The organism is Rhodococcus sp. 05-339-2 (genome assembly GCF_002258965.1).
Taxonomy (GTDB): domain Bacteria; phylum Actinomycetota; class Actinomycetes; order Mycobacteriales; family Mycobacteriaceae; genus Rhodococcoides.
Window position 1 is genome coordinate 106,239 of record NZ_NOYW01000006.1, and the last position, 15,416, is coordinate 121,654.

Annotated in this window: 15 protein-coding genes; 4 read left to right on the top strand and 11 right to left on the bottom strand. The window is 65.8% G+C overall.

The genetic code is table 11. The features are described 5' to 3' along the window. The first annotated feature begins 109 nt into the window (after window positions 1-109). The 3 genes from CH273_RS05415 (at window position 110) to CH273_RS05425 (ending at window position 4,627) form a co-directional block, all read left to right on the top strand. Window positions 110-2,479 carry a DEAD/DEAH box helicase gene (locus CH273_RS05415; protein ID WP_052049469.1) on the top strand — a complete coding sequence of 790 codons (2,370 nt, stop codon included), beginning with the start codon at window positions 110-112 and terminating at the stop codon, window positions 2,477-2,479. A gap of 266 nt (window positions 2,480-2,745) precedes the next feature. Continuing rightward, window positions 2,746-3,282, top strand: a complete 537-nt coding sequence (locus CH273_RS05420; protein ID WP_094637964.1) for an FAS1-like dehydratase domain-containing protein — start codon at window positions 2,746-2,748, stop codon at window positions 3,280-3,282. A gap of 82 nt (window positions 3,283-3,364) precedes the next feature. Further along, on the top strand, window positions 3,365-4,627 hold the full coding sequence (locus CH273_RS05425; RefSeq protein ID WP_032395243.1) for an alpha-hydroxy acid oxidase: 1,263 nt from the start codon (window positions 3,365-3,367) through the stop codon (window positions 4,625-4,627). A gap of 192 nt (window positions 4,628-4,819) precedes the next feature. Here CH273_RS05425 and CH273_RS05430 read toward each other — a convergent pair whose 3' ends face one another. From CH273_RS05430 to ssd, 7 genes are all read right to left on the bottom strand, one after another. Then, window positions 4,820-5,185, bottom strand: a complete 366-nt coding sequence (locus CH273_RS05430) for an Rv3654c family TadE-like protein (RefSeq protein WP_256991283.1) — start codon at window positions 5,183-5,185, stop codon at window positions 4,820-4,822. Continuing rightward, window positions 5,182-5,514, bottom strand: coding sequence for a TadE family type IV pilus minor pilin (locus tag CH273_RS05435; protein ID WP_230596755.1), 333 nt, complete (start codon window positions 5,512-5,514; stop codon window positions 5,182-5,184). The genes CH273_RS05430 and CH273_RS05435 overlap by 4 nt, the downstream gene beginning before the upstream one ends. 2 nt (window positions 5,515-5,516) lie before the next feature. After that, window positions 5,517-5,720 (bottom strand): DUF4244 domain-containing protein, encoded by a 204-nt coding sequence (locus tag CH273_RS05440; protein ID WP_032395244.1) that lies wholly within the window; start codon window positions 5,718-5,720, stop codon window positions 5,517-5,519. A gap of 63 nt (window positions 5,721-5,783) precedes the next feature. Further along, complete coding sequence (locus tag CH273_RS05445) at window positions 5,784-6,356, bottom strand: type II secretion system F family protein (protein ID WP_082322489.1); 573 nt, start codon at window positions 6,354-6,356, stop codon at window positions 5,784-5,786. Continuing rightward, the gene (locus tag CH273_RS05450; protein ID WP_032395246.1) at window positions 6,353-7,132 is read right to left on the bottom strand and encodes a type II secretion system F family protein; all 780 of its coding nucleotides are present in this window, start codon (window positions 7,130-7,132) and stop codon (window positions 6,353-6,355) included. Before CH273_RS05450 ends, CH273_RS05445 begins: the two co-directional genes overlap by 4 nt. Next, on the bottom strand, window positions 7,129-8,313 hold the full coding sequence (locus CH273_RS05455) for a TadA family conjugal transfer-associated ATPase (protein ID WP_032395247.1): 1,185 nt from the start codon (window positions 8,311-8,313) through the stop codon (window positions 7,129-7,131). Before CH273_RS05455 ends, CH273_RS05450 begins: the two co-directional genes overlap by 4 nt. Further along, window positions 8,310-9,425, bottom strand: coding sequence for a septum site-determining protein Ssd (gene ssd, locus CH273_RS05460; RefSeq protein ID WP_082322453.1), 1,116 nt, complete (start codon window positions 9,423-9,425; stop codon window positions 8,310-8,312). Before ssd ends, CH273_RS05455 begins: the two co-directional genes overlap by 4 nt. A gap of 335 nt (window positions 9,426-9,760) precedes the next feature. Here ssd and CH273_RS05465 point away from each other — a divergent pair, with 335 nt between their 5' ends. Then, on the top strand, window positions 9,761-10,606 hold the full coding sequence (locus CH273_RS05465; protein WP_230596757.1) for an HAD family hydrolase: 846 nt from the start codon (window positions 9,761-9,763) through the stop codon (window positions 10,604-10,606). A gap of 441 nt (window positions 10,607-11,047) precedes the next feature. Here CH273_RS05465 and CH273_RS05470 read toward each other — a convergent pair whose 3' ends face one another. Genes CH273_RS05470 through CH273_RS05485 form a run of 4 tightly spaced genes read right to left on the bottom strand, consistent with a single transcriptional unit; the run spans window position 11,048 to window position 15,364 of the window. Continuing rightward, window positions 11,048-11,794: a hypothetical protein gene (locus tag CH273_RS05470; protein ID WP_032395248.1), complete on the bottom strand. Its 747-nt coding sequence runs from the start codon at window positions 11,792-11,794 to the stop codon at window positions 11,048-11,050. A gap of 40 nt (window positions 11,795-11,834) precedes the next feature. Continuing rightward, window positions 11,835-13,508, bottom strand: coding sequence for an ABC transporter ATP-binding protein (locus CH273_RS05475; RefSeq protein WP_032395249.1), 1,674 nt, complete (start codon window positions 13,506-13,508; stop codon window positions 11,835-11,837). A 1-nt stretch (window position 13,509) separates the two neighbouring features. After that, complete coding sequence (locus CH273_RS05480; protein WP_094637965.1) at window positions 13,510-14,448, bottom strand: ABC transporter permease; 939 nt, start codon at window positions 14,446-14,448, stop codon at window positions 13,510-13,512. Then, a complete protein-coding gene (locus tag CH273_RS05485; protein WP_032395250.1) occupies window positions 14,441-15,364 on the bottom strand; it encodes an ABC transporter permease in 924 nt (307 codons plus the stop codon). Before CH273_RS05485 ends, CH273_RS05480 begins: the two co-directional genes overlap by 8 nt. Window positions 15,365-15,416 lie beyond the last annotated feature (52 nt).

The window sequence follows — 15,416 nt, forward strand, 5'->3', positions numbered from 1 at the left end:
CACCAGGGCTCGAGCGGCCCGTTTCGCGTCCGCGATAGCATGAGGACCCCAGGTCGCATCGAGCTCGAACGGGTGGCCAGTAGATCGAACGAATGCATGGAGACCGGCAGTGAGCGACAAGCATCCGCTGGGCGGTGCGGATGTAGAGACTTACGGGCAGCGGTTGCTGGATCGGGTGCTGGCGGGCTCGCCCGCGAACAAGAGCCCGCTGACCCACGTCGCGGAGCTGCCGGCACGGGCCTCGCAGTTCGCCTCCTGGCCGTCGTGGGTCGGCCCGGAAGTGGTGCAGGTGATCACCTCTCGTGGGATCGCACAACCGTGGACGCATCAGGCACGTGCGGCGACACTCGCGGCCGAAGGCAGTCACGTGGTGCTCTCGACCAGCACGGCGTCGGGCAAATCGCTGGCATATCAACTCCCGATTCTGACGACACTGTCCGCCGATGCCCGGGCGACCGCGCTGTACCTCGCCCCCACCAAGGCCCTCGGTGCCGACCAGCTACGCACCACGATCTCGATCACCGACGAGTTACGTTCGTGCTCAGAAGAACTCGCCGAAGTGTTCCCCAGCGCGTACGACGGTGACACGCCGATCGAAATTCGCCAGTGGGCACGCGCCAATGCGCGGTGGATCTTCACCAATCCCGACATGTTGCATCTCGGCATCCTCGGCTCGCACGAGCGATGGTCGCGGTTCCTCCGCAATCTGCGCTACGTGGTGGTGGACGAATGCCATTACTACCGAGGCGTTTTCGGATCCAACGTCGCTTTGGTGCTACGCCGGCTACGACGCCTGTGCGCACGGTACGGCGCATCGCCTGTATTCGTTCTGGCCAGCGCGACGACGTCCGAACCGGGGCGAGCAGCCAGTCGCCTCATCGGCGCGCCGTGCGAGGAGGTCACCGAGGACGGATCCCCGCACGGAGCACGCACCGTCGCATTGTGGGAACCGCCGCTGCTCGAGGAGATCACCGGCGAGAACGGTGCGCCGGTTCGCAAGTCGGCCGGGGCCGAGGCGTCGCGCATCATGGCCGACCTGTTGGTGGAGGGCGCGCGAACCCTGGCATTCGTGCGGTCCAGACGCGGAGCCGAAGTGACCGCTCTGGGTACCCAGCGAATTCTCGCCGACGTCGATCCGCAGTTGGTACGACGCGTCGCCGCCTATCGCGCAGGGTATTTGGCCGAGGACCGGCGCAAGCTCGAATCCGACCTGTCCGACGGCACCCTGCTCGGCGTGGCCACCACCAATGCGCTCGAACTGGGCGTGGACATCGCCGGTTTGGACGCGGTGATCGTCGCCGGCTTTCCCGGCACCGTCGCGTCGTTCTGGCAGCAGGGCGGCCGGGCCGGACGACGCGGGGAAGGCTCGCTGCTGGTACTGGTGGCGCGTGACGATCCCCTCGACACGTATCTGGTGCATCACCCGGCGGCCCTGCTGGACAAGCCTGTCGAGGCCACCGTCACCGATCCCACCAACCCGTACATCCTGGCTCCGCAATTGCTCTGCGCTGCAGTCGAACTACCGATCACCCTCGTCGAGGCCGAGGAGCTGAACGCGGAATCGGTGCTCGAGGAACTCGAACTGAAAGGCTACGTACGCAAGCGTCCGCACGGGTGGTTCATCACCCCCGAGGGACAGCAACTCTCGCCGCACGGCTCGGTCAACATTCGCGGCGGCACCGGGGTGCAGGTGGCCATCGTCGACGGCGAGTCCGGCCGCATGCTCGGCACAGTCGACGGGGGAAGAGCGCCCGCCACCGCCCACCCCGGTGCCGTCCACATCCACCAGGGCGAGTCCTTCGTCGTCGACGAACTCGATCTCGATGCCGGCCTCGCACTGGTGCACGCCGAGCAGCCCGAATGGAACACCTCGGCGCGCGAGATCACCGACATCTCGATCACCGCGGTGCACGAATCCGTCGACTACGGCGAGGTACGCGTCGCGCTGGTTCAGGTGAACGTCACACATCAAGTCGTCGGATATCTGCGACGCCTGCTCTCCGGCGAGGTACTCGATTCCATCGAACTCGACATGCCCGCACAGACTCTCGACACCCGAGCCGTCATGTACACCATCACTCCGGAGTTTCTCGAGCACAGCGGAGTTCCGTACGAACGATTCCCCGGATCACTGCACGCCGCAGAACACGCCGCGATCGGATTGCTGCCACTGGTGGCGACCTGCGATCGCTGGGACATCGGCGGAGTGTCGACGGCACTGCACCCCGACACCGGCCTGCCGACGGTGTTCGTCTACGACGGATACGACGGCGGAGCAGGCTTCGCCGACCGAGGACACGTCGCCATCGCAGACTGGCTCACCGCCACGAAAGACGCCATCGTCTCGTGCGAATGCCAGACCGGATGTCCCTCGTGTGTGCAATCACCCAAATGCGGAAACGGCAACGATCCACTGGACAAAGACGGAGCTGTTCGAGTGTTGACGGCGGTGTTGTCGGCCATCACTCGGGAGGGGTGAGCCGGCCGCACCAGTTCGGCCGCAAACGCGCGCGCATTCGCTGAACGCGAGCAAAATTGTTGCCGCATCGGGGCGGATCTGCGCGCACCTGGCAAAAGCGCGCGCGTTTGCGAACCTGCGGCGAGGCGCGCCCTGGCGAATCTCCAGCACACCGCCGACTCCACTGTGATCGTTCGCAAATATGCGCAACCCTGACGACCTGTCAGTTCTGAGTCTGTTCCAATGTCGATGACTCGACAAAGCCGGAGGACTTGTGGAGGTCCGACATGCCTGTGACCGATCACGTGACGGGCCGGTATGCAGCGGCTGTTCCGGCCATCGTGGAAAAGGTGGGTTGTCACTATCTCCCGCCGCAGGACTACGAGATCGGGCGTGAACAGATTCGAGAGTTCGCTCGGTCCGTCCAGGACGACCATCCATCGCATCACCTCGAACGTGCCGCAGCCACTCTCGGCTACGACTCGTTGATCGCTCCCGTCACGTTCGTCAGCGTCATCGGCACGCGGCTGTTGCCCGAACTGTTCGAGCACCTATTGATCGGCTACTCCGTGAGCGACGTGCTGCACACCGATCAGCAGATCGTGCTCCGACGACCGTTGCAGGTGGGCGACCGGATCAACTCCGACCTGTGTCTGGAATCGTTTCGACAGTCCTCGGGCAGCGACGTGATGGTCACCAGCAACACCCTCACCGACGCGTCGGGAATCGAAGTGATCACCTGTCGAACCACATTCGTGGCCAGGACCGGTGGATACACCGAACCCGCGATGGCCACGGCGCTCCGCACTCTGATGCGGAGCTGACGGGGCACCACCCTGCGCGTCGCTGCCGGGACCTCGGGTGGTGTGGTGGGAGGAGATCCGCCCACAGAATCGAGACCATGACATGCCCATCACCCGGCAGATTCCCAGAGCTACCGACCTGCGCGAGGTCCTCTCGTTCAAGAAGCCCGATCTGAACCTGCGCCGCCGACGCCTGAGCGCGGCACTCACCATCGACGATCTCCGCACCATCGCCCGTCGACGCACCCCGCGCGCGGCGTTCGACTACACCGACGGTGCCGCCGACGCCGAGATCTCACTCTCGCGAGCTCGTCAGGCCTTCCGCGACGTCGAATTCCATCCCTCGATCCTGCGGGACGTCTCCCACGTCGACACCTCGACGACAGTGTTCGGTGGGCCGTCCGCGCTCCCGTTCGGCATCGCGCCGACGGGATTCACCCGCCTGATGCAGACCGAGGGTGAGTACGCCGGGTCTGCCGCAGCCGGAGCGGCTGGAATTCCGTTCTGCCTCTCGACCCTGGGCACCACGTCGATAGACGACGTCAAGGCCACCAACCCGAATGGGCGCAACTGGTTCCAGCTCTACGTCATGCGCGACCGCGACATCTCGTTCGGGCTGGTCGAACGCGCCGCGAAGGCAGGCTTCGACACACTGCTGTTCACGGTCGACACACCGGTTGCAGGAGCTCGCCTGCGCGGCAAGCGCAACGGGTTCTCCATCCCGCCGCAGTTGACCGCGTCGACCATCGCCAACGCCATTCCGCGTCCATGGTGGTGGTGGGACTTCCTCACCACGGCCAAGCTCGAGTTCGCGTCACTGTCTTCCACTGACGGCACGGTCGGCGAGCTGCTCAATTCGGCGATGGATCCGTCCATCTCGTTCGAGGACCTCGACGTCATCCGGGAGATCTGGCCCGGCAAGCTTGTCGTCAAAGGTGTTCAGTCGGTGGCCGATTCGGCCCGTCTCGCCGAACTGGGAGTCGACGGGATTATCCTGTCGAACCACGGAGGCCGACAACTCGATCGCGCTCCTGTCCCCTTCCACCTGCTGCCGCAGGTCGTGCGCGAAGTCGGCTCCGACTTCGAGGTCGCCGTCGACACGGGCATCATGCACGGTGCCGATATCGTCGCCTCCATCGCGATGGGGGCGTCGTTCACACTCGTCGGCCGGGCCTATCTCTACGGCCTGATGGCCGGAGGTCGCGCCGGCGTCGACCGCATGATCGAGATCCTGCGCGAAGACATCGTGCGCACCATGCAACTGCTGCAGGTCAATTCGATCGCCGAGCTCACCCCGGAGCACGTCACTCAACTCACTCGATTCGCCCCACTGCAGTCCGGGGCCCGCACCGTTACTCCACACTGACCGCTGAAGTCGGACCGTCGAGGCCCCGGTTCGCGGCCGGGTTGGAGGTCCCGGTTCGACGCAAACGCGCGCGCATTCGCTGAACGCGCGCGGAATAGCCGGCTCCAACGGGGCGATTCCGCTCGCACCTGACAAACGCGCGCGCGTGTGCGAATAAGGGCGGATCCAGACGGGTCCGGGGCGGACGTCCGGTCACCCCGGACCCGCCCGAGCCGAGGCGATGGCGTCGGACATTCCGAAGCGACCGAGGAACACCGGCTGGCCCACCGTGACGATTACGTTCCACTCGTCGATCGTGCACTCCCGCAACTGAGTCCCCATTCGTACCGCCAACCCCCGCGCCGTCTCGCACGCATCGGCCACCCCACGATCGAGAGCCCCCGCACCCGCCAGCGCCGCGAGATCGGCCGCCGACTGCGCCTGATGACGAGCACCCACCGCCGAGCCGACATGAATCACCATCACAACGACAGCGATCAACGCCGACATCGCCAACGCTGCCAACACCGTCGCCCCGCCCTCGTCGTCCTGCAGCGCCCTCCCGAAAGCGGGCCTCACTCCGCTGCAACCGGTTCCGCAGCAGCAACCGCCTCAGCCGACAATGTCAACCCCGGCAGCGGACTCTCCACCTCCACCCGCGCGACGAAGAACTCACCGTCCTCGGTCACCGTCACCCGAGCACCGTCCGGCCCGACCCGTTGCCCCACCGAGACAGCCTGCGCACCATCACCTCTGGCCGCCAACCGAGCAGCTTCTCTGGCGGCATCGACGCACCCGATGTGCATCGTCACCGACACGATCGCCCCGATACACACCACGATCACCGCGACGATGGACGCGATCGCGAACGCCGCCTCCACCGTCACGGCCCCGTCATCATCGCCCAAGATCAGACGGCAGTGTTCAACGCTCGATCGATGATCCCCGTCAACGCCGTCACGATGCTGTTGCCGGTCACCACCGTGTACAACACCGCCCCGAACGCCGCGGCCGCGATGGTGCCGATGGCGTATTCCGCGGTCGACATGCCGTCGTCCTCCACGCCGAACAGCATGATTCGAGTCTTCAACTCCTGCAGTGCATTCTCGATCATCTCGATTCCCCTCCCTGTTCTCCGATGCAGCATCTCCGCATCGGACACTCGAGTGCGCGGCGGTCACAGCAGACCGCCGCCCAGTACGTTGCCCGCCAGTCCGATCACCACGGGGATGATGCCGAGACAGATGAAGGCAGGCAGAAAGCACAGCCCCAGTGGCCCGCTGATCAGCACACCGGCACGCTCGGCGGCAGCAGCCGATGCGTCTTCGGCTCGGGTTCGTTGGGTCGCAGCGAGTTCCGTCATCGCCGACGCCATGGACGACCCGGCTCGGGCAGATCGCCGTGCCATCCTCGCCAGAGCCTCGGTCTCCGGATCCTGCGCGACGGCGTCCCACGCTGTGGTGGCGTCGGCTCCGAGTTCGAGCAGATCGGCGGCCTTGCGCAGCGCGACACCGAACGAGATCGGAGCGGAATGTGCCGCTGCCGCAGCGGCAGTCGCCACGGGAAGGCCCGAACGTAGGCACGCTGCGAGCAGATCGAAGGTCGTGGCCACCGCAAGCGGGTCGGGGGCCGGCGCATCGTCGGCGTCGGCATCCGCACGACCGTCGGGTGCCAGCCTGTGCAATCCGCTCGCGACCGTGGGCAGCGTGATCAGTGCCGATGCCAGACAGAGCACCGTCGCCCACATCAGGTCGTCACCTTGCCGGTGATCGCGTCGGTCCACAGCAGTCCCGCGCAGCCCAGGGCCGTGCCGATGACCAGCAGCATTCCGCCGAGCCCGCCGCCGAGCAGGATCTGCAGTGGATTGGCTCCCATCAGCTGACCGAGCGCGACTCCGAGGATCGGTAGACCGGCCAGGACCAGCGCGGTGGCGCGGGCTCCGGCGAGCGCTGCGTCCGTTCGTTCGCGAAACCGTCTACGCCCCAGCATGTCCTCACGGGTGGCGTCGAGCAGTTCGGCGAGCGCGAGTCCGTACTCATCCGCCACCCGCCACGCTGCGGCCAATCGGGCCAGCTCCGCGTCCAGCAACGAATCGGACGCAGCGATGCCGTCGGCAGCCCTGCCGCCCAGCCGGGCCCGCGACGCCGCGCCGCGCAGTGCCGTCGACGCGATGCCGCCGCACTCGTCGGCCGCAACCGCGCTGGCCGTGGCGGGATGGGATCCGACGCGGAGCTCGCCGATGACCACCTCGACTCCGGTTGCGAGCCAGTTCAATTCCTCGGCCCGCCGATCGCGTTCGAGTCTCCGACGATAACGGCGCCATCCGGTGCCACCCGCCACCGCCGCCGCGCTCACGGCCCAGAACCCGCCGAACCACCACACCGTCCCTGCCACGACGAGAGCGCAGCCGGTCGGCATCAACCATCGCGGCGCGCTCGACGCCGTTCGTGCCTCCCGCGGCAACCGACGAAAGCTGCTCGGCCACAGTACGACTGCTGCAGCAAGGACCACGAGCGCGGCCGTCACCGGTTGTCACCGCAGCGGCGATCGAGCAGTTCGAGGAGTCGACCCCGACCCGGCGTCGCGTCGGCAGCCACCGACCAGGCCGGAGCGATGTGGACACGCCCGGTGGGATCGACGTCGACCATTCCGATCTCACGCAGTCGTCGGGTACCGTCGGCGCTGCGGTGGACGTGCAACACCACCTGAACCGCCGCGGCGAGTTGGCTGTGCAGCGCGTCTCGACCCATTCCGCCCAGTGCAGCAAGGGCTTCGAGCCGGGCGGGCACCTCCGCCGGGGAGTTCGCGTGGATGGTTCCGGCTCCGCCGTCGTGACCTGTGTTGAGCGCCGTCATCAGGTCGATCACCTCGGCCCCGCGCACCTCACCGACCACGAGACGATCGGGTCGCATTCGCAAGGCCTGACGCACCAGCTGCCGCACCGACACCTCGCCGACGCCTTCGACGTTGGGTGCGCGGGCCACGAGACGAACAACGTGCGGATGGGCCGGTGCCAGCTCGGCCGCGTCCTCGACACAGACGATCCGTTCGGACGGATCCACTTCGCCCAGCAGCGCAGCAAGAAGGGTCGTCTTCCCTGCCCCGGTGCCGCCGACGACCAGGAAAGCCAAGCGACCGAACACGATTCGACGCAGCAGCTCGTACCCGTCCTCGGTCACGGCTCCCGATGCACGGAGAGCGGAGAGTCCCTGCGTCGCGGGTCGCAGCACCCGGAGCGACACGCACGTTCCTCCGCTCGCCACCGGTGCCAGCACAGCGTGCAAGCGGACGCCGAACGCTCCCTGCCCGACGCCGGGCAGTCGGCCGTCGACCCAGGGCTGCGCGTCGTCGAGACGACGGCCGGCCGAGAGGGCGAGCCGTTGCGCGAGCCTGCGAACGGCAGCCTCGTCGACGAAACGAACTCCGGTGCGCTCGAGTCCGCGCCCGCGATCGATCCACACCTGATCCGGTGCGGTGACCAGTACGTCGGTGACTCCCGGTTCGGACAGCAGCGGCTCCAACGGCCCCGCGCCGGTCAGCTCGGTTTGCAGAATCCTCAGGGCCGCAAGCATATCGGTGTCGCCGATGACCCCGCCTGCTTCCGCTCGGATGGCTGCGGCGACGGTGGCGGGAACCGGAGCGTCGGCCGATGCAGCCAAACGATCGCGGACGCGGTCGAGCAGATCCGCGGTGACGACGGCGCTCATGCCGCCCTCCGCTGCCCACCGGGCTTGTGCGCGAACGTACCGAGCACGGCGTCGGCTGCTGCGGCCAGCGGCGAACGACGGCCCAGCACCAGACCTCCTCGTTCGAGGCGCTCGGCCAGTGCAGGCTCGGCACGCATCGACGTCAACAGCGGAAGCCCGAGGGCGACGGCGATGTCGTCGGCCCTCAGCCCACCCGGAGCCGGCCCGCGAACGACCAGTCCGACATTGGCATTTCGATCCACCACGTGCGCGGCCACCGCCTCGGCCGACGTCACGGCGCGCAGCTCGGCCGGAAGTACCAGCGTGACGAGGTCCGCCGCGGCATACAGAGCGTCGGAGACGTCGCTGGGATGACGCGGGGCGTCGCACACCACGAGATCGCCCGCTGCGCGTCCTGCATCGAGTACAGCCGCCACTGCGACGGCAGAGAGTCCGATACCTCGGCCATCGGCTCGGCCCAGTGCCAGCACCGACATTCCGGAGCGGGAGGGCAGGGCCCCGTGCAGAGCGTCGGCGGAGACTCGGCCGCCCTCGACGACCAAGCCGGACCACCGCAGACCTGGAGCGTTCTCCCAACCGAGCAGCAGGTCCAGGCCGCTGCCGTACCGGTCGCCCTCGACCACGAGGGCACGTCGACCCGAACGGCTGCTGCACAGTCCGAGTGCGGCCGCGAAAGTGGATGCGCCCGCGCCACCGCGAGCGCCGACCACAGCGATCACGCCGCCGTCTCCGGATGGTGCCGACGCGGGTTCGCCGAGTATCCGCACGAGTGCGTCCTCGTCCCACGGCAAGGCGATCACATGCTCGGCACCGAGCGATGTGGCGATTCGCCAATCGTCGAGCGTCGGCGGTGCGGCCGTGACCAGAATGACGCCCGCGCGTCTCGGAAATCCCGTCGACAGTGCCGTCTCTGCGGACGCGAAGTCGACCAGAATAATTCCGCAACGGTCCCACATCGAACGTGTCGAGCCGATACCGACCAGTAAGTTCTGCTCTTCCACAACACAATCCGCGGCCGCGGCGATTCGGTAGACATCCTCGCGCAGTCCGCGAAGTTCGATCGACATCGTCACTGCCGGGTGCGTGGTCCGCTGCCGCGAGTCCGTTTCCATGCGCCAAGCGTGCGTGAGAATCTGCTCGAGATGCGCGCGACTTGGGGAAATGTGGATAGATTCGGGCCTGTGGATGAATACCGGTACTGCTGTACCAGTTTTTGCCCTACCCCGGAAAAGAGGACGACCCTCGCCAGGGGGGGGAGGAGGCGAGGGTCGTCTGGTTCAGCCCCGGGGGGTCGGGCTGAACACCGCCCGGAATGAACCGGGCTCGTAGAAAATACTACACCCGTGGACGTCCTTGTTTGCAAGTTCAACCGTCGGCTTTTCTCGACCGCGTCGAACCGAGTCCGCCAGTGGCACCGCGCAACATCCAACGGTCACCACCGGCCACTATGGTGACAAACGTGACCCAGAGCGCGAGCAACGACGACGTCCCGGCCGGCCGACGCACAGCGCGCGTCGCGGCATTCTTCGACCTCGACAAGACGATCATCGCCAAGTCCAGCACTTTGGCATTCAGCAAGCCGTTCTTCGACCAAGGACTCATCAACCGGCGCGCAGTCCTCAAGAGCAGCTACGCACAATTTCTGTTCCTGCTCTCCGGAGCCGATCACGACCAGATGGAGCGCATGCGCGCACACATCGCGAGCATGACCGCAGGCTGGGACGTCGAACAGGTGCGAGCAATCGTCGCCGAAACGCTGCACAACATCGTCGACCCCCTCGTGTTCGCCGAAGCCGCCGATCTCATCGCCGACCACAAGCTCCGTGGACACGACGTCGTGGTCGTCTCGGCGTCCGGTGACGAGATCGTGCGCCCCATCGCCGAGCTGCTGGGGGCCGATCACAGCATGGCGACGACGATGGTGACCGTGGAGGGCAAGTACATCGGCGAGGTCGACTTCTACTGCTACGGCGAGGGCAAGGTCGACGCCATGAACTCCCTGGCCGCGCAACATGATTACGACTTGGCGTCGAGCTACGCGTACTCGGATTCGATCACCGACGTGCCGATGCTGCGCGCAGTCGGGCATCCCACGGCCGTCAACCCCGATCGTGCACTGCGCAAGGAAGCGGCCTCCCGCGGATGGCCGATTCTCACCTTCTCCAACCCGGTCTCGCTGCGATCACGAATCCAGACCCCGTCGGGCAAGACCGTAGCAGCAAGCGCCGCAGCAGGTTTCAGCGCTCTCGCGGCCGGCGCGATCACCTACGGACTGCTCCGAAGAAAAAGATGACGTCCAACCCCTTGATGTGAGGAGCGTCACGGGGTACAAATGACGTACGGAAGAACGGAAGGCCAAGAACGAATCGGAAGAGAAGATTCGCTCTCCCGACCGGGATTCCCAGCACGGACACCGGCACCCACGCGGAGCTTGCCACCTAATGGCAGAAGCGCTGTGGGCCTGCGACATTCGTCAGTGATCAGCAAGAACCCTGCACCGGTTGCAGGGATGACCTCATCACCGTCGAATTCTCGCCGAGGCCACGTGGTAGTCCATCACAGCCCACCTGTGCACGCTTGGTAACCAGGCGCTCCGTGCTAACGGGCGGCGACGTCGACGCAAGTCGGCATCGCCGCCCTTTTATATGCTCACTACTGCAGGCTCCGCTCGCCGCCCTTTTATATGCTCACTACTGCAGGCTCCGCTCGCCGCCCTTTTACGTGCTCACAACTCCTACTGAGCAGCTTCGGCAATCGAAGTCGCTTCTGCCGCACCGGCTTCGAATGCCCCGCAGCACAGGATCACCCAACTCCCGACGCCGGTTGCCGTACCCTCCGCGAACCCCGTCGCGCCGTCTCGGTAGGCATTCGCCCGACGCATCCAGCTCACCTCCGGCACTCCCAGGTTGTGGGGGTCGAATCCCGACGACGCTGCCACCAGTCGCGATGCAGCCCGCGCAACGATGCCGTCGGCCGATCCGAAAGCTTTGAGCGTCAACAGTTCACCGTGGACCACCGCCGCGATCACCGGTGCCGGTGCAGAGGTTCCGCCGGTCACCAGTTGAGCGAGCAGGTCGAGTCGCTCGCCGACACCTGCATCGCTGCGGGGACGGCCGAGCTCGGAGGCGTCGTCGACGAGGTCGGCTGCGGCCAACAGGTGCAGTCGTGCGAGGGTCTGAAGCGGTGCGCGCTTCCACGTCGAGACCGTGTTCTGCAGCGCATCACCGTCGAGGGCGGCCGCGACTCGCAGGGCACCCGCCAGAATGGGGTCGCCTTCTTCGCCCTCGCGGGGGAAATCCATCGAACCGCCCTCGAGCGTCGACGACGAGCGAGCCGCACGGACCGCGGCCTCGGCGGCGGTGGCCGGCCATCCTCGACGGTTGGCCTTGTGCCGGTGCACCGCGCCCAGAGCGTCGCGCGCACGTTCGGCGGAGTCGAGAACTCCAGGTAGTTCCAGCAGCGGGGCGAGGGGGTCCGTCACGACAGACGACGGTACCCCCTCCCCCACTCGGCGTTGTCGCCTACTTCGCTCCTGCCGCCAACAGCTCGGCGCGCGCCTGACGACGCTTGGCCTGTTCGGCCGGGTCCGGCACTGGAACAGCCGCGAGCAACCGCTTGGTGTACTCGTTGGTCGGACGACGCAGAATCTGGTCCGTCGTACCGAACTCGGCCAGCTTGCCCTTGTTCAACACCGCGATGCGCTTGGCCAGCACCTCCACGACAGCGAGGTCGTGACTGATGAACAGGCATGCGAACCCGTACTCGTGCTGGAGTTCCTTGAACAGCTCGAGCACCTTGGCCTGCACTGACACGTCGAGCGCAGACGTCGGTTCGTCGGCCACCAGCAGCGTCGGCTCCAGGGCGAGTGCCCGCGCGATACCGACTCGCTGACGTTGACCGCCGGACAGCTGGTGCGGATAGCGGTTGCGCATGGTCCGCGACAGGTGGACCCGGTCGAGCAATTCCTCGACCTTGCGGTTCCGCTCTGCAGCACTGTGCTCGGTGTGCAACAGCATCGGCTCGGCAATCGACTGTCCGATCGGCCAGCGTGGGTTCAGCGACGAACCCGGATCCTGGAACACGATGCCGACCTTGCTGCGCACCGACCGCAGTTCGCGATTCGACAGGTTGGTGATGTCGACCCCTGCGATCGACAACGAGCCGCCGGTGAGCTTGTTCAGTCCCACCACGGCCTTGCCGATCGTGGACTTACCCGAGCCCGATTCACCGACGAGCCCGACGACCTCACCCATCTCGATGTCGAGGCTGACCCCGTCGACGGCCCGGAACACGGTGCGGCCCGGATACTCGATGACACCGTCGACGATGCTCAGTGCCCGGGTCTCCTCGACGGCACTCGGCTCGGCGATCCTCCCGGCGGTCACGGCCTCGATGCTGCTGCCCAGGTGCGGAACCGAGGCGAGCAACTGCTGCGTGTACGGATGCGACGCGTTCTTGAAAATAGTTTGCGCAGCATCGGTTTCGACGATGACGCCGTCCTTCATCACCACGATGCGATCGGCCATGTCGGCCACCACGCCCATGTCGTGGGTGATCAGCACGATCGACGCATCGATTCGGTTACGCAGGTCTCGCATCAGGTCGAGGATCTCGGCCTGCACCGTCACGTCCAGAGCCGTGGTCGGCTCGTCCGCGATCAGCAGGGACGGATCCGAGGACAGTGCCTGGGCGATCATGGCGCGCTGACGCTGACCACCGGAGAGCTGGTGCGGGTAGAAGTCGACCCGCGTCTCCGGATCCGGCATCTCGACGAGCTTCAGGAGTTCGACGGCCCGCGCCTTGGCTTCCTTCTTCGACAGCGAAGTGTGTGCCCGAATGGCCTCGGTGATCTGCCAGCCGATCGAGTACACCGGATTGAGCGCCGTCATCGGTTCCTGGAAGATCACCGCGACGTTCTTGCCGCGGATGGGTGCGAGCTGCTTCTCGGGTAGCCCGACCAGTTCCTTCTCACCCAGCTTGATGCTGCCCGACACCCGCGAATTATCGGCCAGCAGACCCGGGACGGCCATGGCGGTGGTCGACTTGCCGGAGCCGGATTCACCGACGATGGCCAGCACCTCGCCGGAGGCGACCGTGAACGAGACGGTATCGACCGCCTTGCGCCAGACCTTGTCGACCTCGAACTCGACCGTCAGATCGGTCACGCTCAGAACGGTGTCCTTCGCAATACTCATGTCAGTTCCGTTTCGGATCGAGTGCGTCACGGAGTGCGTCGCCGAGCATGATGAACGCCAACACCGTGACGGAGAGGAACGCGGCCGGGAACAGCACCAGGTGCGGTGCCGTCAGGAACACGTTCTGACCGAGGTTGATCTGCAGGCCCCAGGAGATCTCGGGAGCTTGCAATCCGATTCCGAGGAAGGTCAGCGTCGCCTCGGCCGCGATGAACGTACCGACCGAGATGGTCGCGTAGATGATCACCGGAGCCAGAGCGTTGGGCAGGATGTGTCGCACCAATATGCGGTAGGTCGACGCCCCCAATGCCTGTGCAGCCTGGACGTATTCACTGTTCTTGATCGAGATCACCGATGATCGAACCAATCGCATCGCCGTCATCCAGCCGAAGGCCACCAGGGCGAGCGAGACGGTGAAGATGGTGCGCTGGGCCGTGACGGTGAGCAGGATCAGGGCACCGAGCAGCAGCGGGATTCCGAAGAACACGTCGGTGAAGCGAGCCAGGATGCTGTCGGTGATTCCGCCGAAGTACCCGGCGAGAGCACCGATCAGGACGCCGATGATGAGCACACCGATGACCGAGAGCACACCGATCGACAGCGAGATCCGCGCACCGTAGATGACGTTGGCGTAGTAGTCGCAGCCCTGGACATCGGTGCCGAACCAGTGTGCAGCGCTGGGACTCTGACGGGAATCGGACAGCGAGCACACGCGCGGATCGATGCCGCGGGCGAACAGCTGCGGGAACACCGCCATCACCAACAGCACCAACAGCAGGAACGTGCCGATGATGAAGAACGGGCTCTTCCGCAGGAACTTCCACGCATTGCCCCACAGGCTGGCCTGACCGACCAACTCGACGGCCTCGCCGGTGATGACGTTGCCGGGCAGGCCCTCGTCTGCGGCGTGCTGAGCTGCGCTCGAATCTTCTTTATTCATAGCGAATCCTTGGATCGAGAACCGCGTAGAGAACGTCCACCACGAGGTTGAAGAAGATGTAGAAGAACACGAAGAGCGTGACGATGCCGACGACGACGGCACCTTCCTGACGGGCGAGACCGTCGTAGATCGCGCGGCCGAGACCTGGCAGGTTGAACACCGTCTCGGTCACGATGGCACCGCCCAGCAGGCCACCGACGTCGGCACCGATGAAGGTGACGACGGGAATCAGCGAGTTGCGCAGGGCGTGCCGAAAGATGATGCGCCGGTTGCTGATTCCCTTCGACTTCGCGGTGCGGATGTAATCCGCGGCCATCGACTCGGCGACCGACGTCCGGGTCAACCGGGCGACGTAGGCCATCGACAGCGATGCGAGCACGAGGCCGGGGAGCAGGAAGCTCGACCAGCCGTCGTTGATGCCCGAGATCGGGAAGAGGCCCAACTTCAGACCGAGGGTGAACTGGGCGATGAAGCCGAGAACGAACACCGGCACCGACACCAGCAGCGTCGTCGAGATGAGCACCAGGTTGTCGAAGAACGATCCGCGCTTGAGGGCGGCGAGCACACCCGCGGCGATACCGATGACGGTTTCGATGACGACGGCCACGATGGTCAATCGGACCGTGACCGGAAGTGCCCGCTCGATGGTGTCGAGGACGGGACGACCGGAGAAGTCGGTGCCGAAGTCGCCCTGGAAGAAGCCGCCGATGTACTTGAAGTACTGCACGAACAGGTTGTCGTCGAGGTTGAACTCGTCTCGCAGCTGGGCGACGACGCCGGGGGCGAGGGGACGATCTCCAGCGAGGGCGCGGATGGGATCACCCGGTAGCGCGTAGACCATCGCGAAGATCAAGAACGAGGAGCCGATCAGGACGGGAATCGTCAGCAGTAATCGGCGAGTGATGTAGCGACCCACTGTGTGTCTTCTCCTTGAACAAGGGACGAACCTGCGCCTCGGGTCTTGCCGG